Origin of the sequence: Arthrobacter sp. DNA4, assembly GCF_024362385.1 — a bacterium.
In the GTDB taxonomy this organism is placed as follows: Bacteria; Actinomycetota; Actinomycetes; order Actinomycetales; family Micrococcaceae; genus Arthrobacter.
The window spans coordinates 63236-88334 of the sequence record NZ_CP101466.1 but is presented as its reverse complement, the minus strand read 5'-3'; the positions used below and the strand labels follow the sequence as shown (position 1 = coordinate 88334).

At 66.7% G+C, this 25099-nt stretch carries 23 protein-coding genes and 1 pseudogene; 11 read left to right on the top strand and 13 right to left on the bottom strand.

The window, feature by feature from the left end; all coding sequences use genetic code 11:
• Positions 1-133 precede the first annotated feature (133 nt).
• From NMQ03_RS00445 to NMQ03_RS00430, 4 genes are all read right to left on the bottom strand, one after another.
• Positions 134-1333: a cytochrome P450 gene (locus NMQ03_RS00445; protein WP_255173902.1), complete on the bottom strand. Its 1200-nt coding sequence runs from the start codon at positions 1331-1333 to the stop codon at positions 134-136.
• 45 nt (positions 1334-1378) lie between these two features.
• A complete protein-coding gene (locus NMQ03_RS00440) occupies positions 1379-2344 on the bottom strand; it encodes a PDR/VanB family oxidoreductase (RefSeq protein ID WP_255173901.1) in 966 nt (321 codons plus the stop codon).
• Positions 2345-2520: 176 nt separating this feature from the next.
• Positions 2521-3360, bottom strand: a complete 840-nt coding sequence (locus tag NMQ03_RS00435) for an IclR family transcriptional regulator (protein WP_255173900.1) — start codon at positions 3358-3360, stop codon at positions 2521-2523.
• A 151-nt stretch (positions 3361-3511) separates the two neighbouring features.
• Positions 3512-4312, bottom strand: a complete 801-nt coding sequence (locus tag NMQ03_RS00430) for an SDR family oxidoreductase (RefSeq protein ID WP_255173899.1) — start codon at positions 4310-4312, stop codon at positions 3512-3514.
• Between the two features lie 159 nt (positions 4313-4471).
• On the opposite strand from NMQ03_RS00430, the gene NMQ03_RS00425 reads away from it, so the two are divergent.
• The 6 genes from NMQ03_RS00425 to NMQ03_RS00400 all read left to right on the top strand — a co-directional run bounded on the left by NMQ03_RS00425 (position 4472) and on the right by NMQ03_RS00400 (position 10453).
• The gene (locus NMQ03_RS00425; RefSeq protein WP_255173898.1) at positions 4472-5851 is read left to right on the top strand and encodes an aldehyde dehydrogenase family protein; all 1380 of its coding nucleotides are present in this window, start codon (positions 4472-4474) and stop codon (positions 5849-5851) included.
• A 30-nt stretch (positions 5852-5881) separates the two neighbouring features.
• The gene (locus tag NMQ03_RS00420; protein WP_255173897.1) at positions 5882-6808 is read left to right on the top strand and encodes an MBL fold metallo-hydrolase; all 927 of its coding nucleotides are present in this window, start codon (positions 5882-5884) and stop codon (positions 6806-6808) included.
• Between the two features lie 49 nt (positions 6809-6857).
• Entirely contained in the window at positions 6858-8153 is a 1296-nt protein-coding gene (locus tag NMQ03_RS00415) for an MFS transporter (RefSeq protein WP_255173896.1), read from the top strand.
• A gap of 55 nt (positions 8154-8208) precedes the next feature.
• Positions 8209-9612, top strand: a complete 1404-nt coding sequence (locus NMQ03_RS00410; RefSeq protein ID WP_255173895.1) for an MFS transporter — start codon at positions 8209-8211, stop codon at positions 9610-9612.
• 100 nt (positions 9613-9712) lie between these two features.
• Positions 9713-10102, top strand: coding sequence for a YidH family protein (locus NMQ03_RS00405; RefSeq protein ID WP_255173894.1), 390 nt, complete (start codon positions 9713-9715; stop codon positions 10100-10102).
• An 84-nt stretch (positions 10103-10186) separates the two neighbouring features.
• Entirely contained in the window at positions 10187-10453 is a 267-nt protein-coding gene (locus NMQ03_RS00400; protein ID WP_255173893.1) for a hypothetical protein, read from the top strand.
• A 134-nt stretch (positions 10454-10587) separates the two neighbouring features.
• On the opposite strand, the gene NMQ03_RS00395 is transcribed toward NMQ03_RS00400, so the two are convergent.
• The gene (locus NMQ03_RS00395; protein WP_255173892.1) at positions 10588-11460 is read right to left on the bottom strand and encodes an NAD(P)-dependent oxidoreductase; all 873 of its coding nucleotides are present in this window, start codon (positions 11458-11460) and stop codon (positions 10588-10590) included.
• Positions 11461-11598: 138 nt separating this feature from the next.
• On the opposite strand from NMQ03_RS00395, the gene NMQ03_RS00390 reads away from it, so the two are divergent.
• On the top strand, positions 11599-11859 hold the full coding sequence (locus NMQ03_RS00390) for a DUF3072 domain-containing protein (RefSeq protein ID WP_255173891.1): 261 nt from the start codon (positions 11599-11601) through the stop codon (positions 11857-11859).
• A gap of 106 nt (positions 11860-11965) precedes the next feature.
• Here NMQ03_RS00390 and NMQ03_RS00385 read toward each other — a convergent pair whose 3' ends face one another.
• Entirely contained in the window at positions 11966-12169 is a 204-nt protein-coding gene (locus NMQ03_RS00385) for a hypothetical protein (RefSeq protein ID WP_159634846.1), read from the bottom strand.
• Positions 12170-12523: 354 nt separating this feature from the next.
• On the opposite strand from NMQ03_RS00385, the pseudogene NMQ03_RS00380 reads away from it, so the two are divergent.
• Both NMQ03_RS00380 and NMQ03_RS00375 read left to right on the top strand, forming a co-directional pair.
• Positions 12524-13813: pseudogene (locus tag NMQ03_RS00380) on the top strand (glycosyltransferase family 87 protein).
• Positions 13814-13841: 28 nt separating this feature from the next.
• Positions 13842-15098 (top strand): glycosyltransferase 87 family protein, encoded by a 1257-nt coding sequence (locus NMQ03_RS00375; protein ID WP_255173890.1) that lies wholly within the window; start codon positions 13842-13844, stop codon positions 15096-15098.
• Between the two features lie 24 nt (positions 15099-15122).
• Here NMQ03_RS00375 and mptB read toward each other — a convergent pair whose 3' ends face one another.
• Positions 15123-16748 (bottom strand): polyprenol phosphomannose-dependent alpha 1,6 mannosyltransferase MptB, encoded by a 1626-nt coding sequence (gene mptB, locus NMQ03_RS00370; RefSeq protein ID WP_255173889.1) that lies wholly within the window; start codon positions 16746-16748, stop codon positions 15123-15125.
• A gap of 149 nt (positions 16749-16897) precedes the next feature.
• On the bottom strand, positions 16898-17299 hold the full coding sequence (locus NMQ03_RS00365) for a MerR family transcriptional regulator (protein WP_255173888.1): 402 nt from the start codon (positions 17297-17299) through the stop codon (positions 16898-16900).
• 184 nt (positions 17300-17483) lie between these two features.
• Here NMQ03_RS00365 and NMQ03_RS00360 point away from each other — a divergent pair, with 184 nt between their 5' ends.
• Positions 17484-18983 carry a SulP family inorganic anion transporter gene (locus tag NMQ03_RS00360; protein WP_255173887.1) on the top strand — a complete coding sequence of 500 codons (1500 nt, stop codon included), beginning with the start codon at positions 17484-17486 and terminating at the stop codon, positions 18981-18983.
• A 58-nt stretch (positions 18984-19041) separates the two neighbouring features.
• Here NMQ03_RS00360 and NMQ03_RS00355 read toward each other — a convergent pair whose 3' ends face one another.
• From NMQ03_RS00355 to NMQ03_RS00335, 5 genes are all read right to left on the bottom strand, one after another.
• Entirely contained in the window at positions 19042-20163 is a 1122-nt protein-coding gene (locus tag NMQ03_RS00355; protein ID WP_255173886.1) for an FAD-binding oxidoreductase, read from the bottom strand.
• Between the two features lie 75 nt (positions 20164-20238).
• Positions 20239-21282 (bottom strand): Gfo/Idh/MocA family oxidoreductase, encoded by a 1044-nt coding sequence (locus NMQ03_RS00350; protein WP_255173885.1) that lies wholly within the window; start codon positions 21280-21282, stop codon positions 20239-20241.
• The gene (locus NMQ03_RS00345) at positions 21282-22064 is read right to left on the bottom strand and encodes an amino acid ABC transporter ATP-binding protein (RefSeq protein ID WP_303694166.1); all 783 of its coding nucleotides are present in this window, start codon (positions 22062-22064) and stop codon (positions 21282-21284) included. The genes NMQ03_RS00350 and NMQ03_RS00345 overlap by 1 nt, the downstream gene beginning before the upstream one ends.
• On the bottom strand, positions 22061-22849 hold the full coding sequence (locus NMQ03_RS00340; RefSeq protein WP_255173884.1) for an amino acid ABC transporter permease: 789 nt from the start codon (positions 22847-22849) through the stop codon (positions 22061-22063). The genes NMQ03_RS00345 and NMQ03_RS00340 overlap by 4 nt, the downstream gene beginning before the upstream one ends.
• A gap of 89 nt (positions 22850-22938) precedes the next feature.
• A complete protein-coding gene (locus tag NMQ03_RS00335; RefSeq protein WP_255173883.1) occupies positions 22939-23802 on the bottom strand; it encodes an ABC transporter substrate-binding protein in 864 nt (287 codons plus the stop codon).
• 173 nt (positions 23803-23975) lie between these two features.
• Here NMQ03_RS00335 and NMQ03_RS00330 point away from each other — a divergent pair, with 173 nt between their 5' ends.
• Entirely contained in the window at positions 23976-25085 is a 1110-nt protein-coding gene (locus NMQ03_RS00330) for a LacI family DNA-binding transcriptional regulator (RefSeq protein WP_255173882.1), read from the top strand.
• Positions 25086-25099 lie beyond the last annotated feature (14 nt).

Below are 25099 nucleotides of genomic sequence, written 5' to 3'. Positions count from 1 at the left end.
AGAGGGGCTTGGGCATCAGCACTTGAATCGATTCATTAAATATAGAAGGTGACGTGCGTTATGTCAACGGGCAAGCGCTATCCGGTGAAGGAAACACCTTCCGGGAGGCTCCCGCCCTCCCGGAAAGTGCGGCTTATGCGGCGGTGATCCTCACCGGCAGGGATTCAAACCCGCGGAGCACGTTGTGCAGTATCGGCGCGGGAGCACCGTCCGGCTCGATGGCGGCCACGCGCTCGAGCAGCTGCTGGAGCACAATTTCCATTTCGAGCCGGGCGATAGGCTGCCCCACACACTGGTGCAGGCCCATGCCGAACGCCACATGGCCCGACGCATTGCGGTTGAGATCGAAGTCATCGGCGTTCTCACCCCATTTGCGCGGGTCGCGGTTCGCGGCGCCGAGGAACACCAGCACCTTGGCGCCCGCCGGCAGGTGCACGCCACCCAGGACAGTGTCAACGGCAACGGTCCGGTGGAACTTCTGGAACGGCGATTCCAGCCGCAGCGCCTCGTCCACGGCAAATTTGGCCAGCTTGGGGTTCTCGCGCAGCCGGGCCCAGGCCGCTGGGTAACGCGCCAGCACCGAGAGCGTGTTCCCGATGCCGAAGATGGTGGTGTCCACTCCGGCCGACAGCAGGGCGCGGACCAGCAGCGTGGCCTGCTGCTCGGTAATCAGGCCGTCCTCCACGCGCTTCCAGATCTGGGCACCGAATCCGACGTCGTCCAGGTTTTCGCGCTGGCAGTTCCGCATCACCGCGGCAGCGTGCTCATCGCCCTGGGCGAAAGCCTGCTTGAAGATGTAGTTCTCCGGGCCAAACGCGTTGAACACCATGTTGCCGTACGGCAGCAGATGTTCACGTCCGACGTCGGGAATCCCCACCGCGTCCGGGAAGACACGCAGGGGGTACTTTTCGGCGAGGTCCGTGATGGCGTCGAACCGCTCGCGCTGCGCCAGCTGTTCCGTCAGCTCCACAGCCGGTGGCGTGAACGGTTCGCGGAGGGCGCGGACTGTACTGGGATTGATGACGCCGGTCAGCGCCCGGCGCATCACGGTGTGGATGGGCGGATCCGATTCCAGGATGCTGGGCGGCCGCCAGCCCGAATCCTTCCGGATGTCCCGCGGGCCCAGCCCGCCGGAGGAGATGTAAGTTTCGAAGTCGGTGAGGACCTCATAGACCTCCTGGTAGCCGGCCACGGCGTAGCTGCCGGTGCTCTCCAGGTAGGAGACGGCACCGGCATCGCGGAGCCGACCCAGAAACGGGTACGGGTCCAGGAGGTTCGCGGTGTCGAACGGATCCTCGCCCAACACGTTGGCGTCATGGGTGATAACGGTCATGGGAAACACTCCTGGGGACGAAACTTGGCGGGATGAATGAGGTGGCTAGAGATCCAGGACGAGGCGCGGGCAGCCGGCCGCTGCACGGGAGACGCAAACCAGCATGACTTCGCCGGCGTCACGGTCCTCCTGGCTGAGGACGGCATCGCGGTGCTCGGGCTCACCCGAGATGATCTGGGTTTCGCAGGTGCCGCACAAGCCGCCCCGGCACGAGGACAGGACGCGCACGCCCACCTCCTCCACAGCTTCGAGGATGGTCTTGTCGTTGGGCACGGTCACGGTGGTTCCGGTGCGGGCCAGCTCGACCTCGAACGGGGCGTTGGCCGCGGCAGCGCCCAAGGTGGAGGCAACGAAACGTTCGGTGTGCAGGGCGCCCGGAGGCCAGCCCATGCAGCGTTCCTCCACCGCACCGAGCAGCCCGCCGGGACCGCATGCGTACACCAGCATGTGCGCCCGGGGCATGCCCAGGATCTGGTCCAGGTCCAGCCGGCCTGCCTCGTCCTCGGCGATGATGCGGATACGGTCCGGGCCATACCGGTCTTCGAGCTGCTGCGCGAAGGCCATGGTATTCCGGCTCCGGCCGCCATACACCAGGGTCCATTCCTTGCCGGCGGCCTCAGCCGCCTCAAGCATCGGAATCAGCGGCGTGATGCCGATCCCGCCCGCGAGGAAGAGGTAGCGGCGGGAGTCACGCATCGGAAAGTTGTTACGCGGCTCGGAGATGGTCAGCGGCGTGCCGGCCAGCAGCGCGTGCACCGCTTTCGACCCGCCCCGGGAATCCGGCACGTGCAGCACGCCGATCCGGAGGTGGTCCAGCTCGTCAGGTGAGGAACACAGGGAGTACTGGCGCACCAGGCCGTCCCCCACATGGACATCGATGTGTGCGCCGGGCTGCCAGGGCTGGAACGGCTGGCCGTCGGCACGCCGCAGCACCAGGGAGACCACCTGGTCCGCCACTCTGTCCACCTGATCGACCACGGCGTCGATGGTGGCTCCTGCAGATGCACTCATGGGGTTTTCACTTCCTTTGGGACGGCTCGCCTGCGCGGCAGGCTTCGGCCGGAGGTCCGGCGCTCTAAGGGCTTACTTGAGGTTAGGTGTTGCACGCCACATGCGGGGCGACCCTTTCCACCCAACGGAAAGACCTGCCCTGGCAGCTGTCGCGGCACTTGGCGCGCAGCCGCAAATTAGTGCGGCAAGTGCTCCACGCCCAGGCGCCGCGCAATGCCGCGTGCAGCAATGTTGAGCACCGGAACCACACTGCCCACCGGCGCCGGGCGCCCCCGGGTGACGATGCCCAGCGCGGCCACCACCTGGTTGTTCGGCAGGAAAACCGGAACGGCCAGGCCGTAGTTGTCCGGGCCGGCTTCCTCCTCAGTGGTGGCGTAGCCGTTGGCACGGACCCGCTCGATCTCGGCAGCCAGCAGTCCGGGCTGGGTGATGGTCCGCGGCGTATGCGGCTCCAGCCGCTGGACAGCGGAGGAAAAGAGGTCCTTGGCTCCGTAAGCGAGCATGATTTTGCCCGCGGCGCTTGCGTGCAGGGGCAGGCGGGCGCCCACGCGCCGGAACGGCTGACCGGCACCGGTGCCGGACATCCGCTCCACCAGCAGGACCTCCTCGCCGTCCAGAATGAACAGGTTCACCACGTTGTGGGTGACGAAGAGAACGTCCTGCATAAAGGGTGCAGCCACTTCGGCGATGTTCTGCTGCGCGGGTGCCAGCAGGCCCAGCCGCCAGATTTGCTGGCCTACACGGTATTCGCCGTTCGCCTTCTCGAGGCCGCCCCACGCCACCAAATCACCGGCCAGGCGGTGTGCGGTGGCCACCGGGAGCCCTGCCCTCCGGGCCATGGAACTGAGGCTTTGAACGGAATGCTCGGTATCGAAAGTGCCCAACAGCGCCAGGGCGCGCGACGTGACGCTGGCCGCCTGGTGTGCGGCAGCACCGTCGTCGCCGGCTGGACGCTTTGGCGCGGCCGTCGGACCCGCGCGCCGGGTGGTCCGGCCTGCCGGGGCAGCGTTAGCCATGGGTCACCCTTCTGCGCGCTGGAGGACACGGCGCCGCCCGTGGCGCGGTGCTGCATCCTGCCATTTTAACGCCCGACGCCGGTGCCTCCCAGGACGCAAGGCGAGGCGCCGGCGTCGTACTGTAGGCGCATCCTCCATGGGAGGAGAAGGTTCACTTGGGTACTGCGGCGAGGCCGGAGCCGCGGTACGCGCCCAGGCCGCCGTCCACGCGGATGTCCGAGCCGTTCACCCAGCCCGATTCGGGGCGGAGCAGGAAGTCGATGACGGGGGCAATATCGTCCGGGTCGCCGAAGCGGCCGAGCAGTGCACCGGCGCCCTCCACCTTGTCGCGGCCGTGGTCTTTCTTGAAGTCCTCGAGGATGGGAGTGGCCACGGGTCCCGGGCTGACGCTGTTGACCCGGATCCGCTGCGGCAGCAGTTCGGCGGCCAGGTGCTCGGTGAGGACCCGGACGCACTGTTTGGAGAAGAGGTAGGACTCACCCGTCACCTCGTCGTCGCCGGCAATGGACTCCAACGCGGCAGCTTGGTCTTCGGCGAGTGCGAAAGCGGAGCACTTTGCCTTGACCTCCCGCCAGTTCACGGCAACGTTGGAGGCCAGGTTCACCACGGCGCCGCCCTCGCCGAGCAAGGGCGCAAGCGCCCGGACCAGCCCACGGACGCCGAATACGTTCACCGCCAGCACGGTCCGCCACGGGGCCGTGCCAGGGACGCCGGCGATGTTCGCCAGGCCCGCGATGCCGTGCGGCGCTGCGGCCGTGACTGATGCCGCGGCGGCGTCAATGCCGGCTTGGCTTGAGAGGTCCGCCTGGACAAATGTGCCGCTGAACTCCGTGGGTGGGTTGCGGTCGATGCCGATCAGCGGGATGCCGCGGTAAGCAAGGATACGGGCCGTGCGTGCCCCGATTCCGGAGGAGACCCCGGTGAGTACGATGGGCAGTTGCTCGTGGGACATGCAGACTCCTTGTTGGTGCGTGACGTGCTTCACTCCATAGTGGCAAGCGGGACCGGGCGGTTGCCGGACACTTTCCGTTGGACGGAAAGGTCATCCCGGGATGTGACGGGTGCCATGACACTGGGATAAGAATTCCCTCCCGGCCGAAAGGACAAAACCATGACGGCAACCCAGTATGAGGTCCACGACCCGGCCACCCTTGAACTCGTTGGACATGCTCCGGAAAACACCGCGCAGGACGTCGAGGCCGCGGTGGCAGCCGCCCGTGCAGCGTCGGCCGGCTGGGCCGCGGACCGGGAGGCCCGCCGCAATTCCCTGCTGGCAGGCGCGGCCCTGATCCGCCGCGACCTGGACGCGCTGGCCACCCTGCTCTCCCGGGAACAGGGCAAACCGAAGGCCGAGGCCGCCGGCGAATTCTCCGTGGCCGCAGGGCTGTTCGAGTACTACGCCGACCTGGAATGGGACTCGGAACAGCAGCTGAGCCCGCGCGCGGACCGCAGCCTGGAGGTCCAGTACCGGCCCGTGGGCATCGTTGGCACCATCACGCCCTGGAACTTCCCCATCTCCCTGCTCTGTGTGAAACTTGCCCCCGCTTTGGTGGTAAGCTGCACCGTGGTCGCCAAGCCCTCACCATCCACTCCCCTGTCCACGATTGCCCTGGTGAACCTGCTCAACGAGGCCCTCCCCGCCGGTGTGCTGCAGGTCCGGACCAGTTCGCGGCGGACCGTGAACGTTGCTTTGAGCACCTCGCCGGGCATCCGCAAGATCTCCTTCACCGGCTCCACGGAGGTGGGCATCTCCATCGCGCAGCAGGCCGCCTCAACGGTTAAGCGCGTCACCATGGAACTGGGCGGGAATGATCCTGCCATCGTGCTGGACGATGCGGACATCGCCGTCACCGCCCGCGGCATTGTGGGCAGCGCCTTCCGCAACGCCGGCCAAGTCTGCATGGCGGTCAAGCGCGTCTATGCCCCGCGCAGCCGCAGTGCGGAACTTGCTGAGGCCATTGCCGCCGAGGCAGCCCGCCATGTGCTGGGCCACGGCATTGCTGATGGCACCACCATGGGCCCGATGCACAACGAGTCCCAGCTCAAGCTGGTCCACGGCCTGGTGGATTCCGCCGTGGGCGCCGGTGCCCGCATCCTCTCCGGCGGCACCGCCGGCTGCGACCTGCCCGGCTACTTCCTCTCCCCCACCGTGGTGATCGACGCCGAACCCGGCATGGACCTGGTCGAGCAGGAACAGTTCGGGGCGGCGCTGCCTATCGTGGCCTACGACAACCTCGACGACACCATCGCGGGACTGAACGCCGGCGAATTCGGCCTCGGCGCATCGGTGTGGAGCCCGGACCAGGAGCGGGCCTACGCCACTGCCTCCCGCCTTGAGGCTGGAACGGTCTGGGTCAACCAGCACACCCTGGTGGAACCGGACGCCCCGTTCGGTGGCTGGAAGGCCTCCGGCGTCGGCCGCGAACGCGGCCGCTGGGGCCTGGAGGAATACCTGGAAACCCGCGTCATCAATGCCCGCCCCCACGCCTGACCCCCGCACACCCTGCAGAAGGACTTCCCTGTGAGCGTCGAACTGATCACTCTTGGCACCGCCGCCGGCCCGGCCATCCGCGGACCTGAAAACGGCATCTCCAGCGCACTGGTGGTGGATGATGCCTTTTACATGGTGGACTTTGGCCTCGGCTGCTCCCGTGCCGCCCACGAGGCCGGCCTTCGGGGCAAGGACTTCGTGGTAAGCTTCGTCACCCACCTGCACTCGGACCATGTGGTGGAACTTCCGGGCTTCCTGCTGTGGAACTGGGGGAACCCGGTGGAAGGGTTCACCAAGCCTGTGTCCATTGTCGGCCCGGGCAAGGATGCCACCCGCCCCGGCGGCAACGCGCTGTCCGGCACCGGCCAGCTGGTATCCCACTCGCTGCAGGCCTTCTCCTACGACATTGACATCCGGGTCCATGACGAGGCCCGCCCGGACCTTGCGTCGCTGGTGCGCACCGTGGACCTGGCCACCCCCGCGCACGGCTCCGAGGACGCGGCCCGCCCCTTCGACGTCTACGAGGATGACAGGGTCAAGGTCACCGGCATCCTGGTGGAGCACCCGCCGGTGCGGCCCGCCTTGGCGTTCCGCTTCGAGACCGACGCCGGTTCTGTCGTATTCTCCGGTGATACCGCCGAATGCGAGGCCATGGTGGTGCTCGCCGAGGGTGCGGACGTCCTGGTGCATGAAGCGGTCAACCTGGACTTCTATGCGGACAAGGGGTTCGCGCCGGAGTTCCTGAACCACCAGCGGATCGCCCACACGCCGCCTGAGGCCGCCGGCCGGGTAGCCTCCGCGGCGGGGGTGGACCGGCTTGTGCTCTCCCACTTGGCCGGGCGGGCGGAACCGCAGTGGTGGCGCAGCCGTGCTGCCTCAACCTTTGCCGGCACCGTGGACGTCGCCGTCAGCGGCCAGCGTTTCCGCATCGGCAGCCCCGTCCTGGCTTCCGCCTGAGAAGAACCTGATCCCGGGTCGCCTGCCACAAACTCAGCAAGGACAACTCTTGGCTCTGCCGTCGCACACCACACCCGTTGATGACACCGGGGCGACGACGGACCGGGTGTGGCTTGCCGTCCTCGCGGCCGGTATCGCAGCGGCCATGCACATCTGGAAGCTTCCCGCCGCCCTGGCCGGCATCCAGGCGGATCTTGGCACCTCGCTAATCCAGGCCGGGCTGCTGCTGGGCATCATCCAGCTGGCCAGCGTGGTTGGCGGCCTGGCCACGGCCGTGGGCGGGGAGATGGCCGGCCTGCGCCGACTCCTGATCCTCGGACTTGTCCTGCTAAGCGGCGCGTCCGCCGTGGGTGCAGCCGCCCCCAGCACCGAATGGCTGATGGCAGCACGCACCCTGGAGGGCGTCGGCTTCCTGCTTGCCGTGGTGGTGGCGCCCGCCCTCATCCGCAAAGTGGCCCCGCCGCAGAGGCTGAACATTGCGCTGGCAAGCTGGGCCACGTTCCAGGGAACGGCCACGCTGATCGGCCTTTCCGCGGGTGCGCTGTTCCTGCAGGCTGCGGGCTGGCGGGAATGGTGGCTGATTATGGCGGTTCTCACGCTTCTCCCGGTGCCGCTGCTGCTTTGCCGGGTGCCGAAGGACGTGGCTCCAGCCGAGACCGGACTCCGGCCCGCCCTACGCAGGGTGGGGCGCACCGTTGCCACCCGCAGGCCTTGGATCATCGGCGTGGTGTTCGCCTGCTACACGGCGCAGTGGATGGCGGTGCTTGGCTTCCTGCCCTCGATCTACCGCTCAGCGGGGCTCGACGGCCCGTGGCCCGGTATCCTCAGCGCCCTGGTCGGTGGCGTCAACGCCATCGGTGCCCTCAGTGCCGGTCCGCTAATCCAGCGGGGAATTTCTGAGCGGCGCATCATTTTCTGGACCTTCCTGTCGATGTCCGCCGCTTCCGTGGCCACGTTCGCCGTGAACTGGGACCGCTTCGGCAACGGCATCTTTATCCAGGTTGTCCTGATCGCCGCGTTTTCCGCCGTCGGGGGCCTCATACCGGCGGCGGTGACTAGCTACTCCGTGCGCATCGCACCCGCAGATGGCTCCGTCACTGCCGTGCTGGGGCTGACGCAGCAGATCTTCAATGTGGGAAACTTTGCGGGGCTCATGTTGTTCGCCCTGCTCGCCACCACTACCGGCGGCTGGGGCACCACCTGGTGGCTGACGTGTGCCTTGAGCTGCTTGGGAATGGGCCTGCTGGCGCTCCTGGGACGGGCCGCCAAAAGTGACTTTCCGGCCAACGGAAAACTCAAATGTAAGGCCGGTCACACGAGCCTACAGTCAAGGAAACGCCGGTGAAACCGGCAAAGAATCCCCTTCAACGATTGGGCAAACCGTGTCTAAAACTCCGCTTATGACGCCGGGCTCCGCGGCCTCCCGCGATCCCCGCACCTGGTCCCGGGCCAAGCGTAACCGCTACGGCTGGTTCATGACGTTCGGCCTGCTTTTCCTGATGATGCTCAGCTGGGCGGACAAGGCAGTCCTGGGCATCGCGGCCGTTCCCCTGATGAAACAGCTGGGCATCACGCCCGAGCAGTTTGGCTTGGTGGGCAGCGCCATGTTCCTGACCTTTGGTGTGGCCCAGATCGTTGCCGCCCCCATCGCCAACAAGGTATCCAGCAAGTGGATCCTGCTGGTCCTGTGCCTGCTGTGGTCCGTGGCGCAGGTTCCCATCCTGCTCTTCGCCTCGCTGCCCGCGCTCTGGGCAAGCCGCCTGCTCCTCGGCGCCGGCGAGGGCCCGCTGGCACCGGTCCTGATGCATGGCATCTACAAGTGGTTCCCCGAGAAGAAGGGCGCCACACCCGCGGCGCTGGCATCATCCGGCGTGACTTTGGGCATTGTGGCGTTCGCCCCGGTCCTGGCCTGGGTCATTGGACAATTCGGCTGGCAGACCGCCTTTGCCGTGCTGGCCATCGTGGGCCTGCTGTGGTCCGTCTTCTGGGCCATCGCTGGCAAGGAGGGTCCCTACACCAGCCGGAAAGCTGAACAGGAAATTGACGGCATCGCCCGGGAGGAGACTCCGGTGATCAGCGAAACCAAGATCCGCTACTGGCGCACCATCCTGTCCCCCAGTTGGATCTTCGCGGTCCTGGCCTCCTTCTTCGGCTACTGGACCTTCACACTCGCCATGTCCTGGGGACCCGCCTACTTCCAGAACGTCCTGGGCTTCAGCGGCCAGCAGTCCGGCACCATGATCGCCCTGCCCGCGGCCTGGGGAACCGTCGCCACCGTTGGCCTTAGCGCACTTACCCAGCGCCTGCACCTCAAGGGCGTTCCCACCAGGAAAGCGCGCGGCTGGGTCCTCGGCGGTGCCGGAGCGTTCGCTGGGGCGTGCCTGGTCGCAGCAACCATGACCACATCCCCGGTCCTGTCCATCGTCCTCATGGTGTTCGGCTTCGGTACCGCGCCGGCGCTCTTCGCCATCACGTACCTGGTGGTCGCTGAACTGACCACCATCGGCCAGCGCGGTGCCAACCTCTCCATCGCAAACGCGGTCCTCACCACCGGCGGCGTGTTCGCACCGGCAGTGTCAGGTTTCCTGATCGGCGGCGCGGCCACTCCGGCAGACGGCTACCGTGCGGCGTTTGCCCTGGCTGGAGGGCTCATGCTGACGTTCGGCGTCCTGGCCCTGGTGTTCGTCAACCAGCAGCGTGACCGTCGCCGGCTCGGCCTTGACGCAGCCGCTGGTTTTTCACTAGGGGCGGCGGCCCCTGCAGCCGGAGCTGAGGAAGCCAGAGCGGTAGTCACTAAGGCCTGAGAACTAACTCTCGAACGGCAGCCAGCGGAGGCGGCAAGCGCGGCCTCCGCTGGCTGCCTTAGCTACACGACAAATCGTGGACACGGAAGGAAGCCATCCCATGGATAACCCCAGCTCACGCAGTGATGGTGGAAGAACTGGCATATCCAGCCGGATACTGGGCGGCGGCCAAGAACCGGACCCGCGCTTCACCTTAGCCAACGAACGCACGTTCCTGGCATGGATTAGGACCTCCTTGGCACTGCTCGCCGGCGGCGTCGCCGTTGAAGCCTTCATGGCCGATCTATTCGACCCCAGACTTCGCAAAGGGCTCGCCGTCCTGCTTCTCGTTCTCGCGCTCCTCATCGGAGGTGGCTCATTCTTCCGCTGGCTCAATGTAGAACGCGCCATACGCCGCAAAGCCCCGCTCCCACTCCCATGGATTGCTCCGGTCCTGGCAATTGGCGGGGGCGTCGCCGCCGCCATCATGACGGCTGTCGTGCTCGTCTAATCCATGCCTTCACGAGCTGAAACGCCAGTCCATGGAGATCCCGGACTCCAGCCGGAACGCACAGACATGGCGTGGGGTCGCACGATGCTGTCCTTGGCAGTTGCGGGCGCCGTCTTCCTGCGGTGGACACCACACCACGGCTGGTTCACGGCGCCGCTGGTAGCGGCATGCGTCATCACCGCCACAGCTATCAACCTCACCCGCAAGCCGCGCTTTCACCGCGCCATCAACGGCATTCAACATGAATCGATTCCGCCTTGCATCACTTCGATCGCCGCCGTCTCGGCAAGCGTCGTGGTCCTTGCTGCCCTGGGGATCTGGACCGTACTGCTCCTCCCTGTCCAGCAGTGACCCTTGAGGCTCGTCGCTGAAATTCGCATCATCAACCAAGCCGTCCGTTCAGGATGGGTTGCTGGTTTCACCCAGTTGGAGTCTGACCGCGATGATGGTCCGTAAGCCATAAATACATCCGGCCTTGATGCCTGCTACCGGCTCGCGAAGTACGCCGCAGCCATGTCCTGCTTGGCACGGCCCTGTTCTGCCACCCGGTCCAGCCTGGCGGCGAACGCTTCGGCGCCGTCAAGCTTCAGGCCCTGCTCAGCGGCGGCATCGACGATCAGGTGTGCATCCTTGCAGGCGGTGTCCACGGCGAAGGACGCAGGCTCGAGTCCCTCATCCAAAATGAGGCCCATCTTGGTCCGCAGGTAGGGAAGGTCCAGACCGCCGCCGTCGATCACGTTGAGGAACTGCTGCGGATCGACGCCGAGCGCCTCAGCCAGGGCAACCACCTCGCCGGCCGCATTGGAGGCGGCAATAACCCAGCTGTTCACCACGAGTTTGAGCCGTGCGGCGGACCCTTCCGCGGGGTCCTGCCCTGTCCAGATGGTCCGGGCGCCAATGGCATCCAGCACCGGTGCCACCCGCCGTCGCACCGCGTCAGGCCCGGCGGCCAGCACCAGAAGCTGGCCGGCTTCCGCGGGCGCGCGGGTGCCGGACACAGGCGCCTCCACCAGGTCCAGGCCGAGCTCCGCGGCCAGTTTGGCCACAGCGGGCGCGTCCTGCACACCCACGGTGGTGGACTGGACCCAGGCCGTGCCCGGCCGGAAGCCCGAGGCTGCAGCCCGAACGACTTCTTCCACCGCGGCGGCGTCGTAGAGCATGGTCAGGACCACGTCGGCCGCCTCAACGGCGTCGGCCGGGCTGGCGGCACGCCGGGCGCCGTCAGCAGCCAGGGGTTCCGTTTTGGCCGCATCCCGGTTCCACACCGAAACCTCGTGGCCCGCCCGCAGGAGGTTCCGGGCCATGGCCGCTCCCATGATTCCCGTCCCGAGCACTGCGACTTTGAGCTTGGTATCCATCGAGTCATTCTCCTGGCTGCGTTGGTGTCTGGCGTCTACCTACTCAACGTCTCCATGATTCCCCGACTTATTCAAGGGGAGGCATTCCAGCACGCACGCTCCGGCGGAATGTCTGCGCCCCGGCCTAGACTCGTACCCATGAGCGACAGCAACCAGGAAACGATCGGCAGCCCGGAACCGGAACCCAACGCAGGCCTCAACAGGGACCCGGAAGACTGGGTGACCGGGGACGAGCCCATGACGGCGGCCCAGCGCAGCTACCTCGATACCCTTGCACGCGAGGCAGGGGAGGAACTTCCGGCGGACCTGAGCAAGGCGGAGGCGTCAAAGCACATCGACCGGCTGCAGCAGCGCAGCAACCGCGTGGGCGGCGACGGGGACAGCAGCACCGGCAGCTAGACGGGCTAAACGGGCGACGCCGGCACTGACGGCGGCGCCAAAAGCACCGCCGTCAGGGGCAGTCTAAGTTCGGGGGCCGGCTATGCCAGCCGCCGACTGAAGGGGCCTACCAGGCCTGGTGTTCGCGGGTGAGGCCGAAGGGGACGGCGTCACTGAGGTCCACCGTGAACTTGTCAGCGCCATGGCGGGTCACCAGGATTCCGTGGCGGCGGCCGATCAATGCGTGGGCCTTGGCGGCTGCGACCGCGGCGTCGAGCTCGGTGTCCATGCTGTGGCGGTCGGAGACGGTAAGGGTCAGGGGGAAGTTCATGGATATTGCCTGTGTCTTTCAGGGGATGGGTGGGCATACTCCGCCCAGCGCTCCCCCTGGCTGCATAGGCGGTCGGCGCTTTCGCGCCTCGACCATGGTGCCTGAGCAAAAATGGGCCAGCAACTTTAGATAAATGACGCAGGTCAGCGCCTTGCGCACCACCATTTGTCCTGACAATTACTGGCCGCAGGGCGCCGTCAATTAGAGTTGAAAGGGAGTGGGAGCCGGTTTTCGGGGCTTCCATCTGCCTTTGAAACCCGCCTCGCGGCCCACCGAGCCATTATTGCGCGACCGCTGACTGTGCAACGACCTGACAAGGATTCCGCCATTTCCACCGACGCTCTCTTCGGCAATCTGACCAGGATCCGCAATGTCATCCTCCCCACTCCCGTGCGGAGTTCACTGAATTCCGGGCGCGGACTGCTGGGCGGCTTCATTGTGGTCCACCTTGTCTTCCTGGTCTTCGCAGCTTCACTCTCCCTGCGCGGTGAGGCATTCAGCGACACCTTTATCTACCGCGACTGGGCCATGACCGGCTTCAACGACGCCAACCTCCGGGGCGGCCCCAGCCCCTGGGTTTATCCCATCCTGGCCCTGATCCCCATGGCCATTGCGGGCCTCGCAGGTCCTGGACCGTTCTTCTTCCTCTGGGTCCTCATGACAACGCTCCTCAACGGCTGGGCGCTGCTGAAACTCACCGGACGCGGCCGCATCACCAACGCCATCCCCGCGGGCTGGTGGTGGCTGGCCTTTACGTTCCTCATGGGCTGGCTGGGATTCGCCCGCGTTGACGGCCTCACCGCACCGCTGGTCCTCGTTGCCCTGGCATACGGCGTCCAGCGCCCGTTCATCGCCTCCGTCCTGCTGGCCATCGGCACCTGGGTGAAGGTCTGACCGGCGGCCATCATGCTGGCCCTCTTCGCCGTCGTCAAGAACCGCCTGCTGGTGGTGCTGGCAGGAATCGCGACGACGGCGGGCGTCGTTGCGCTGGCAGCAGCCCTGGGCAGCGTCCCCAAGCTCCTGAACTTCCTCACCCAGCAGGGCGACCGCGGCATGCAGCTCGAGGCCACCTTCACCACCCCGTGGCTCTGGCTGTCCGTCCTGAACGTGGGCGGCTCCCGCATGTACATGAACACGGACATCAACTCCATGCAGGTGGACGGTCCGGGCACCGCCACCATGTCCGTGCTGATGCAGCCGCTCCTGGTCCTGGCCGCCCTGCTCGTGGCGGGCCTGGCCTTCTGGGCGCTCCACAACGGCAAGCAGCTCAAAGTCGCAGGCGGCGTGGACCGGACCGAGCTGCTTCTCGCCGGCGCCCTCGCCCTGGCCGCCGCCTTCGTGGTCTTCAACAAGGTGGGTTCGCCCCAGTTCATGGTGTGGCTCGGCCCCGCCGTCGCCGTCGGCCTGGCGCACAGCTGGCGCGAATGGCGCGTCCCGGCACTGATGCTGATCGCGATCGCCGTGGCCACCTACTTCATCTACCCCCTCTTCTACGACGCCCTCAGCCACAACAACCCGTGGATGGCACTGGTGCTGACCATCCGCAACGTCCTGCTGGTGGTCCTGTTCCTGTGGAGCGTCCGCCGCCTGTATTCACTGGGCAAGAAGACCCCCGCACCCGCCCCCGCGCTCAAGGAGACCTGAGATTTCCACAAGGTTCTTTGACCGTTTGGTGACGGTCCGCAGCAAAGTCCTGCTTACCAAGGTAGTGGACTGGTTCGCCCGCCCGTCCAGCGTGTGGTGGGGCTTCGCCGTCGTCCACTTGTACTTCCTGGGCTGGATGGCGTCCTTCTTCCTGAACGGCGATACGTTCAGCGACACCGAGCAGTACCGGCAGTGGGCCACGGCCGGGTACAACCCGGCGGACCTGACCGGGAAGATCAGCCCCTGGGTCTACCCCGTGCTGGCGCAGATCCCCATCTTCCTGGCGAACATCGCCGGGCCAAGCCTCTACCTGCTGGTGTGGTTCCTGATCATCACGGCGCTCAACGCCGTCGGCCTGCTCTACCTCACCCGCGGCCCGCGGAAGGTGACGGGCGTGGCCCCGGCCTGGTGGTGGCTGTTCTTCACCGTCTTCATGGGCTACCTGAGCTTCGCCCGGGTGGAAGGCATCACCGCACCCATCGTGCTGATCGCGCTGCTCTACGCGGCCGAGCGGCCCGTGGTGGCCGGCGTCCTGCTCAGCGTGGCCACCTGGATCAAGGTGTGGCCCGCAGCCGTGCTTGTACCCATCGTCATCGCCAGCCACAAGCGCATCCAGGTGGTGCTCGCCGGCGCCGCCGTGACCGCCGTCGTTGGACTGGGGACCTGGCTGACCGGCGGCCTGCCGCACATCATGGACTTCCTGCTCAACCAGGGCGAGCGCGGCATGCAGCTCGAAGCCACCTTCTCCACACCGTGGGTCTGGCTGAGCGTCTTCCACATCGCCGGCTCAAAGATGGCGGACAACACGGCCATCAACTCCACCGAGGTTTACGGCCCCGGAGCCAGTACTGCAGCTTTCCTGATGCAGCCGCTGCTGGTCCTCGCCGCCGTGACCGCCGCCATCCTGCTGGTGCGTGCCATGCGGCGGGGCGCCGAGCGCGAGGAACTGTTCCTCGAGGGCTCCCTCATGATGGTCACCGCGTTCATCGTGTTCAACAAGGTGGGCTCGCCGCAGTTCATCATCTGGCTGGCTCCGGTGATCATCGCCGGCCTGACCCACGACTGGGAGCGCTGGAAGGTACCCGCTGCCCTGCTGATGGGCATCGCCATGACCACGTTCGTGATTTACCCGCTGTTCTATACGCCGCTGATCCACGCCCACCCGGTCATGGCGGCCATCCTCACCACCCGCAACGTGCTCCTGGTGGTGCTGCTGTGGTGGTCGGTGAAGCGCACGGCGGAACTGGGCCGCAAGACGTCCACACGGGTGCCGGCGGAAGCCTAGCTTTTTATGTGGCCGGCCGCCCGGCTAGCGGCTTTCGGACCGGTCGACGGCGGCGGGGGCCTGGGGTGCGCGGGTGCGGCGTGCCGCCCGCCGCTCCACGGCCCACTGCCACCCGCGCCGGGCAAGGTCCAGCGGCTTTCCCTCGATGAGCAGTTTCCGGGTGTGGACGTCCAGCACCAGCAGGTAGAACGTGAACGCGAGGGCGGTGAAGAACGCCAGGGAGGACGCGTCGATGGGCAGTTCCACAAAGGACCAGACAGAGAGCTGGTCCTGGGCGCCGAACACCACGAAGAACGTCACGCCCACGTAAAGCGAGCGGATCTGCCAGTCGTCCCGGATGCCGGTGACGGCCAGGAACGGCAGGAACCACAGGATGTACCAGGGCTGGATGATGGGTGAGAGCATCACCACGGCGGTGAACGCCAGGGCCATCCGGCGCACCGCACGGGAGTAGTCGCCGCGGAACATCAGCAGCAGGACCAAGGCGATGGCGGCCCACTTCATGGCCGTCCTCAGCCAGGTGGCCAGCGTACCCCCGGGCAGGCCCAGCGCATTGGCGAGCATCTCCACCTGCTGGCCCAGGAAGCCCGACGGCGAGTACCCCGTGTAGCCGGGGGTGGGGTCCATGATGGCCCAGGTCCAGCCGATGCCGAGGTTGTAGGGGATGCCGCTGAGGGCCAGCACGCCAAAGCTGATGCCCGCCGTCGCGCCCCACATCAGGAACTTGCGCGGCCAGGAAGCGGAGGGGCCCGCCCACATGACCCCGATGAACGGCAGCAGCAGCACGGTGATGGGCTTGATGCCGATGGAGGCGGTGACCAGGAGGATGCCCAGCAGGTAGCGGCGCGTAGCGGCCAGGTAGACACCGGCGACGGCGAGCCCCACCATGAGTGCGTCGTTGTGGGCACTGGCGATGAAGCTGATGAGGAACAACGGGTTGGCCACGGAGATCCAGAGGGCCCGCGCACCGTTGATGCCGTGCAGTTCGGCCAGTTTGGGGACGTAGATGACGCAGAGCAGGACGCCGACGCCGGCCAGGAGCCTGAAGAGCAGGACTGACGCGTCAGGCTGGGCACCGGTCAGCCCCACGACGGCGCGTGCCAGCCACAGGAAGTACGGTCCGTAGGGGGTCCTGTTCTCGGCCCAGGCGGGGTCGGCGCCCAACGAAAACCAGTTGTTGAGCGTGGAAATGCCCACCTCATACGGGTTCTGGCCCTCCTGGACCAGGCGGCCCTGGCCGGTATACGCGTAGACGTCGCGGGAAAAGACCGGGACGCAGAACAGCAGCGGCAGGGACCAGGCGGAGATGGCCACCACCACGGACCGCAACGAGGACTGCCCCCAGTCCCCCAGCCGCTGGCCCAACCTCAGCCAGGAGCGCATCAGGAGCATGGCGCCGGCCGTCAGCAGCACGGTGGACACGGCAACACCCCACCCCTCGGTGCGGAGCGCGATGACCACCGGCTGCCGGATCATGGGCGAGCCGTTGGCGATCCAGCCCGTGCCGATGGAGCCGACAAACATCATGAGGGCGCCGACGAAACCTTCGATGGTGGCGAGGTAGGCGCGGCCCCTGGCGGGCGCGGAGGCGTCGACCGGTTTGCCCGGCCGGCTCTCCGACGTCTCAAGGTGTGACCCGCCTGCCGTCATGATTGTGTGGTCCCCTACTTTGTTACGGCACTGGTTGCACCGGCTCTCCGGGCCGCCCTGCAACCCGGTCATTTTATCAGCCGTGCTTACTGCTGCCCCGGGGCCATGGCCGGGCGGCAAGGCACAGTTTGGCAACAGCGGCGGGTTCCCTACCGTGCACGCAGCAGCGCCAGGAACTCGTCGGCCATGCCGAGTTGTTCCTCCAACTTCGCACGGCGCCGTGCTGCCTCTTCAATGAAACCGTTCAACTCAGTCCTGATGTCCGTAACATCCTCGCCGGGCGCGGCCGCCTCCAATGCGTCAATGACCTTCAAGAGCCCGGCCATGGCCTCGAGCGTGAACCCCAGCGGCTTCATCCTGCGGATCAGCAGCAGGCGCGTGAAATCGCGCTCGGTGTAGAGGCGGAATCCGCCGTCGGTGCGGCCGGACGGTTTGAGCAGGCCCACCTCGTCGTAGTGGCGGATGGTGCGCAGGGACATCTGCGAACGGTCCGCCAGTTCGCCAATATGCATCGTGGCCACCACTTCTTCGGCGGTCATCTCTTTCACCATCACGTCACCAATCCGGACTCAACCCTCACGTTAGGGTAGCGTTGCATGCGCAGCCGGCAGTCACCGGCGCCTTTTCTCTCCACCCCAATTGTCTTCCATGGCAGGGCTGGACCCTTGCGCACCGTGGCGCGCACAACGTTGCCCACCCGCTCTTTCCTGAGAGCCAAGTCCCTGGAGCCGCTCCTTGGCCGTCGCCGACCGCCCCCGCCCCACCCGGCCGCCGAACACCGTCATGGCCGCGCTGCGCTCTCCGCGGCAGCTGACCCGCGAAGTCCTCGCCGGCATGGTCACCACCCTTGCGCTCGTCCCGGAGGTCATTTCGTTCTCGATCGTGGCCGGGGTGGATCCGATGGTCAGCCTTGTCGCCTCCATCGTGCTTGCCCTGGCGATGTCCATCCTTGGCGGACGGCCCGGCGTCGTAACGGCGGCAGCTGGCTCCGTCGCCCTGGTCATCGCCCCGCTGGTGCACGAGCACGGGGTCCAGTACGTCCTGCCGGCGGTGCTGCTTGCCGGGGTGATCCAGGTGGTCTTCGGCCTGGCCGGGCTTGCCCGCCTGATGCGGTTCATCCCGCGATCGGTGATGATCGGGTTCGTCAACGCCCTGGGCGTGCTGATTTTCATGGCGCAGGTGCCCCATGTCCTCAATGTCCCCTGGCTCGCCTACGTCCTGTTTGCCCTGACGCTGGCCATCATCTTCGTTCTTCCCCGCTTCACCAAGGTGGTCCCGTCGCCCCTGGTGGCCATCGTCGTCGTCACGGCGATCGCCATCATTGCGGGCCTCTCCGTTCCGAACGTCGCCGACGAGGGTCCCCTCACGGGCCGGATGCCCGGGATCACCCACTTCCTGGTTCCGTTTGACGCTGAGACCTTCAAGCTGGTCCTGCCCACGGCGCTGAGCGTGGCATTTGTCGGCCTCATGGAAACCCTCCTCACGGCGAAACTGGTCGATGACATTACGGAGACCCCCTCACACAAGGGCCGCGAGTCCTGGGGCCTGGGCGTCTCGAACATCCTCGCCGGGTTCTACGGCGGCATCGCCGGCTGCGCCATGATCGGCCAGACCGTCCTCAACGTGAAGACAGGCCAGGCCCGCACCCGGATCTCGACGTTCGTGGCCGGACTGTTCCTGCTGGCCTTGGTGACGGGACTCAGCTCGATCATGGGGCAGATCCCCATGGTTGCCCTTGCCGCGGTGATGATGGTCGTGGCCGTTACCACCGTCGACTGGCACAGCGTGAAGCCCTCCACCCTGAAAAGGATGCCGCTGCCGGAGACGATCGTCATGGGCGTCACGGTGGCCGTCGTCGTCTTCACGGGCAACCTTGCCTACGGCGTCCTGGTGGGCGTCGTCCTGGCGATGGTGCTGTTCGCCCGCCGGGTGGCCCACGTCATCACCGTCGAGCGGACTTTGGCAGGCGACGGCGGGAGCGTGCGTTACGAGGTGGTGGGACCGCTGTTCTTCGGCAGCAGCAATGACTTGGTGGAGCATTTCGCGTACGCCGACGATCCCGCTTCGGTGACTATTGACCTCAGCCGGGCCCAGATCTGGGACGCGTCAACGGTCGCTGCCCTGGACTCCATCGAAACCAAGTACGGGCACCACGGCGCGGTGGTGTCCATTGAAGGCCTCGATGAGCGGAGCACCGGGTTCCACCGGCGCCTTACGGGGCACTTGGGCGCCTGAGCAGCAGCGCGTGCGCGGAAGGGGCGGGGCCGCGGCCCCGCCCCTCCCTGTTGGAGAACTAGGAGAAACGCCCCGGCCGGAACGTTGCCAGCATGGGGTGCTTCCGGCCCGTCAGGATCTCACCGGCCAGCAGCTCACCGGCGATGAGGCCCAGAGTGGCGCCGGAGTGCGTGAAGGCAACGAAGCAGCCCGGCACCTGGCCCAGTTCCCCCAGGACGGGTTCGCCGTCGCCGGGGATTGGCTTGTAGCCCATCTTCCAGGAGGCCGGCTTGAGTTCCGGATTGCCGGCAACCAGCCTGGAGGCTTCATCAGCCAGTTCCTGCACCACTTCTTCCGGAATGGTGAACGAACCGTCCGCGTGCTCGGTGATGTGTTCCTCATACCAGTCGTGGTCCAGCGCGAACGTGCCGCCGGGGTTGGGCCGGAGCGCGGCGCGCGGAGTGTTCATCACGGCGGTGACGTCGTGCTGCACCTGCTTGGTCACCACCAGCATGGACACGGGCGAACCATTGGGGATGTGCACGCCCAGGGGCTGGACGACGGCGGGCGTCGCGGCGCCGCACGCCACCAGGACCGCGTCGGCAGGGTAGGTCCCGCCCGCCGCAGTCTCCACCCCGGTGGTGCGGCCGCCCTCCACCATGACGGAGGCCTTGCCGGCGTTGAGGACCAGTTCGCCGCCCCGTGAGTGGAACTCCTCCATCAGGAAGTCGATCAGGTCCGGCAGGCTTACCCAGCCTTCGCCGGGATTGAAGATGGCGTTGTCCGGTACGGCACTGGAATCAACGCCGGGGGTGGCTGATGCAATCTCTTCCGGAGCGAGCAGCCTGGAGTCGTAGCCGATGGACTTCTCGTAGGCGTGGCGGGCTTCGGTCGCTTCAGCCTGACCGGCCACGTTCCACATGAGGCCGCCGCCGAACTGGAGCCACTCCCGCCGGGGGTTGGAGGCGAAGAGGGTGCGGTAGCGGTCCACACCGGCCACGCGGAGCTGGTGGTAGGGGGTGGACCGTTCACCGGCGGAGTTGAGCCAGGACAGCGACCGGCCGCTGGCTTCGCTGGCGAGGCCGCGCTCGGTCAGCAGGATCACGGAGGCTCCTTCGCGGAGCAGGTGGACTGCGGTGGAGACGCCGAGGATCCCGCCGCCGATGACGGCGACGCGCTTGGTGGCTGATGCAGAGGTCATGAGGGTCACTTTCTATGGAATACGTGGGTGGGATGGACGCGGAGGGCGCGTCAACGAAAAGAATCGGAGGGGACGTTAGGCCAGGGCGTGGATGCCTTCGATGACCTTCAGCACCTCAAGGGGTTCGGCGGGATCGACGGGGAGCGGACCGTTCCCGCGCAGGGCGGCGGCCAGCTGGACGTAGAACTCCGGGTACGCGCCGCGTTCGGCAGGTACCGGACTGGTTGCCCCGTCCACCCCCAGGAGCCCCCAACGCTCCTGGGGGTCCACGCCATAGGCAGGGTCCGACGGCGGCATCCCGGCAGCGAGCGCGGGTTCCTGTCCGTCCAGGCCCCACTTGGTGTAGCCGGCCCGGGTGCCGAGGACGTGGAAGCGGGGCCCGGCCTGGGCGGCCATGCCGTTCATCCAGAGGCGCGTGCGGACGCCGGAGGCGTGCAGCAGCGACACGAAGGCTTCGGTGTCCGCCGCCTCCGGATGCGGACCGCGGTTGGCCGTCTCGCCGTAGCTGGTGTCCACCGGGCCGAACAGCTGGATGGCCTGGTCGATCAGGTGTGCGCCGAGGTCGTGCAGGATGCCGCCGCCCTCAGCCAGGGACACCGTGTCCCGCCAGTTGCCAAATCCTTCGGGCCGCCACCATTCGAACCGCGACTCGAAGCTGGTGACCTCGCCAACGTCTCCGGACGCCAGCACCTTCTGCAGGGTGAGGAAGTCGGCATCCCACCGGCGGTTCTGGAACACCGTAAGCCGCACCCCGCCGTCGTCCGCCCTGCTGATCAGTTCCTCACCCAAGGCGGACGTGGGCACGAACGGCTTGTCCACCACCACGTGCAGGCCGTGGGCGATGGCCGTCGCGGCCAGTCCGAAGTGGGTGTGCGGCGGGGTGCCAAGGATGACCAGGTCCAGGTCCGCGGACAGGGCGAACAGCTCTTCCGGAGTTCCAACGATCCGTGCCCGTGGGTAGAGGCGGGCCGCCTCGGCGGCGCGCCCGGGCTGGGCCGTCACGATCACGTCAAGCGAGAAGTCCGGGTTGGCCGCGATCAGCGGCACGTGGAAGACCTTTCCGGAGATTCCAAAGCCGACGACGGCGGTCCGGATGGGTGCAGCGGTAACCGTACCCATCAGAGCACCTCGGAGAGGAAGCGTTGAAGGCGTTCGCTGCGGGGGTTGTCGAAGAGTTGGGTGGGGGTTCCTGCTTCAACCACTTCGCCTTCGTCCATGAAGACCACCTGGTCGGCGACTTTGCGGGCGAAGCCCATTTCGTGGGTGACTACCAGCATGGTCATGCCGCGGCCGCCCAGGCCGGCCATGAGGTTCAGGACGCCCTTGACCAGCTCAGGATCCAGGGCGCTGGTTGCTTCGTCGAAGAGCATGACTTCGGGTTCCATGGCCAGGGCGCGGGCGATGGCGACGCGCTGCTGCTGGCCGCCGGAGAGGTCGCGGGGTCGGTGGTCGGCGCGTTCGGCGAGGCCTACTTCGGCCAGGCGTTGACGGGCGCGATCCATGGCCTGGGCCTTGGGCATGCCCTTGACGCTCCAGAGTGCCAGGGCCACGTTTTCTTCCGCAGTATGGTCCGGGAAGAGGTTGAAGTGCTGGAACACCATGCCGATGCGGGTGCGCAGGGTGTCCGGGTTGGTGCCCAGGATGCTGTCGCCGGCGAGCAGCACGTCGCCGCTTTTGGGTTCGTGGAGGCGGTTAATGCCCCGCAGGAGGGTGGATTTGCCCGAGCCGGAGGGACCGATGATGCAGGTGGTGGTTCCGGGGGCAACCGTGAGGCTGACGTTGCGCAGGACGTCGATGTCGCCGTATGCCATGGTGACGTTGCGCAGTTCCAGGCTGGAGCCGTGGAATGTCGGGGCCTCCGCGGGCCCTGCTGTGGTGGCTTTCTTTGTGGGGGTGTTCATGTGTTGCTCCCGGTGGTGAGCGGCGAGGCCGCGTCGAGTTCCTTGACTTCTTTCAGGCCGCTGGTGGGCGGCGCGGCGCGGCGGCGTCCGGTGCGGAACTTGTTGTCGAAGTGGTTTACCAGGTGTGTCAGCGGGACGGTGATTACCAGGTAGAACAGGCCCGCCGCCACCAGGGGTGAGAGGTTGCCGGAGAGCACGGCGGCGTCCTGGCCCACGCGGAAGAGTTCGCGTTCGGTGACCAGCAGGCCCAGGAAGTACACCAGGGAGGAGTCCTTGACGATCGCGATGAACTGGTTCACCAGGGCCGGCAGGACCCGGCGTACGCCCTGCGGGACCACCACCAGGGCCATGGACTTGGCGTAGCTCATCCCCAGGGCGCGGCAGGCCTCGCCCTGGCCCTTGTCCACGCTGAGGATGCCGGCGCGGAAGATCTCCCCGATGTAGGCGCTGGCGATCAGGCTCAGCGCGATGATGCCCAGCGGGTAAGGGGACGGGCCGAAGATCGACTGGCTGAGCCGGGCGAAGCCCTGGCCGATCAGCAGGATGGTCAGGATGGTAAGCAGGCCCCGGAAGAGGTCCGTGTAGATGCGGGCGGGAACCCGCAGCCATTTCGAGGGTGAGATGCCCATGACGGCCACCACCATCCCCAGCACCGTGCCAAGGACGGTGGCGGCGATGGAGATGATCAGCGTGTTCAGCAGGCCGACCGCCAACAGTTGGGGCAGGACCTCGGCCATAGCGCCGTAGTCGAAGAAAGTACGGATGATGGTGTTGAACCAGTCCATGGTTGCTCTCAGACGTAGATTGAGTGGAGGTGCCGGGGCGGGCCGCGGGCCCGCCCCGGCCGTGAAGCCGGAGGGCTGGTGCTCGCGGGCTACTTGCTGGGTGCCGGTGAGGCGGAGGCGGCCTGTTCGGCCTTGGGCAGGTACTGCTTGGGCATCGGGGAGCCCGGGAACCACTTCTGGTAGAGCTTCTTCCAGGTGCCGTCCTCCATGGCGGCGGCCAAGCCCTTGTTCAGGGCTTCCTTGAAGGCCGTCTTGCCCTTGGCGACGGCGAACCCGGCCGGAGCGTCGAAGGACGGGATGTCCGCGGCGCTGACCAGGCCGTGCTGGTCCTCGTAAGCCTTCGCTGCCTCGTAATCCAGGAAGTGGGCGTCCACGCTGCCGCTGTTCACGGCCGCGATGGCGGTGTTGTTGTCCGGGAAGCGGACCAGGCTGGCTGAGGTGAAGTTCTTGACGGCGTACGCTTCCTGCAGGGTCCCCTGGACCACGCCCAGGCGCTTGACGGCCAGGCCCTCGGCGCTCGTGATGCCCGACGTCTTGGTGGTGATCACCGTCAGGTAACCGGCCAGGTAGCCGTCCGAGAAGTCCACGGTTTCCTTCCGCTTGTCCGTGATGCCGATCGCGGCAACCCCGGCGTCGAACTGCCCGTTGGCCACTGCGGCCAGGAGGCCGGAGAAGTCCTGTCCGGTGAAGACGACGTTGTCCACACCGGCCCGGTGGGCCACATCCTTGAACAGTTCGACGTCGAAGCCGGTGAAATTACCGGACGCGTCGGCGAAGGTGTACGGCTTGGAGTCGCCCAGGCTGGCCACGCGGATGGTGCCCGGCTGGATCAGTCCGTAGGGGTTGTTCTCTGTGGTGGAAGCGGGGGAGGTGGAGCTGCAGCCGGAGAGCGCCAGGACCGCAGCCAGTGCCGCGGCGGCGATTCCGGCCGGGCGGAGGTTCTTTTTCTTCACAGCGTTGTCCAATCGTTGGGAGGGAGGCGGTGCTGTCAGGGCCGCCGAAGAAAGTCGCCGATGCTCTTGTTGAGTCCGGTCTCACACCCTAGGATTGAGACCGGACTCACATCGATGGATAGAAATGTAGCGGAAGTCACAGGGGGCGTCAACAGCCTCTTCGAAAGGTGAAGATGAGCGCTGAAGGAGCACGACGGCGGGACGTCACCGTCGCGGACGTCGCAAAGGCAGCCCAGGTCTCCAAGGCCCAGGCCGCCCGCGCGTTGGGCAATTACGGCGCCGTCAGTGACGATGTCCGCGAGCGCGTCCTGGCCGCGGCAGAGGCCCTTTCCTACCGGCCCAATGAGCTTGCGCGCAGCATGAACACGGGCAAGTCGCACACCATCGGCGTGGTGGTGGGAGACATCGAAAACCCCCACTTCGGACTGGCAACCCGGGGCATCACGGACACGGCAAAGAAGGACGGCTACAACGTCATCCTGGTCAATACCGACGAAGACCGCGAGGCGGAAGTGGACGCCGTGCGGGTGCTGCTGGACAAGCGCGTGGACGGGCTGATCGTCGCTCCTGCGTCATCGGTGGACACCGGACATCTCCAGGAAGTGCACCGGTCCGGCCGGCCCATGGTCTTCATCGACCGCACTGCCGGGGACATGCCGGTTGAGACCATGGCCGTGGACATGGCGCGGATTTCGCGCGAGGCTACGCGCTACCTGCTGGATGCGGGGCACCGCCGTATCGCCTTCATTTCCACATTGAGGACCGATGCCCCGTACACCCCCGGAATGACGCTGGAGTCCTCCCAGATCGCCGACCGTATCGAAGGCATGCGGGAGGCCTTCCTGGAATCCGGGCTGGCTTTTCCGGAGGACCTGGTCCGGTTGAACGCGGGCGATGAAGACTCCATCCGCAGCACTACCCGGGAAGTGCTCAGGGGGTCGGACCGGGCCACGGCCGTGGTGGCGTCCGACGGCCTCATCGCCCTCAGCGTTGTGGAAGCGGTCCAGGAACTGGGCCTGTCCATTCCAGCGGATGTTTCATTCCTGATGTACGACGACTTTGCGTGGACCAGGCTTACAACCCCGCCCCTCACAGTCATCGCCCAGCCCGTCTACAACATGGGAGTGGCGGCAGCGAAGGCGCTGATCCGGCAAATGGAGGGGCTCCCGCCTGCCGCTCCCGCACAGTTCACGGCGACCCTGGTGCGGCGTGGGTCAGTGGGGCCGTGCCCGGCCACTACCGGGAAGCCTGGCCGCGAACAGCTGGCGGGAAAGCCCGCCTGACGCCCCGTGCGCCC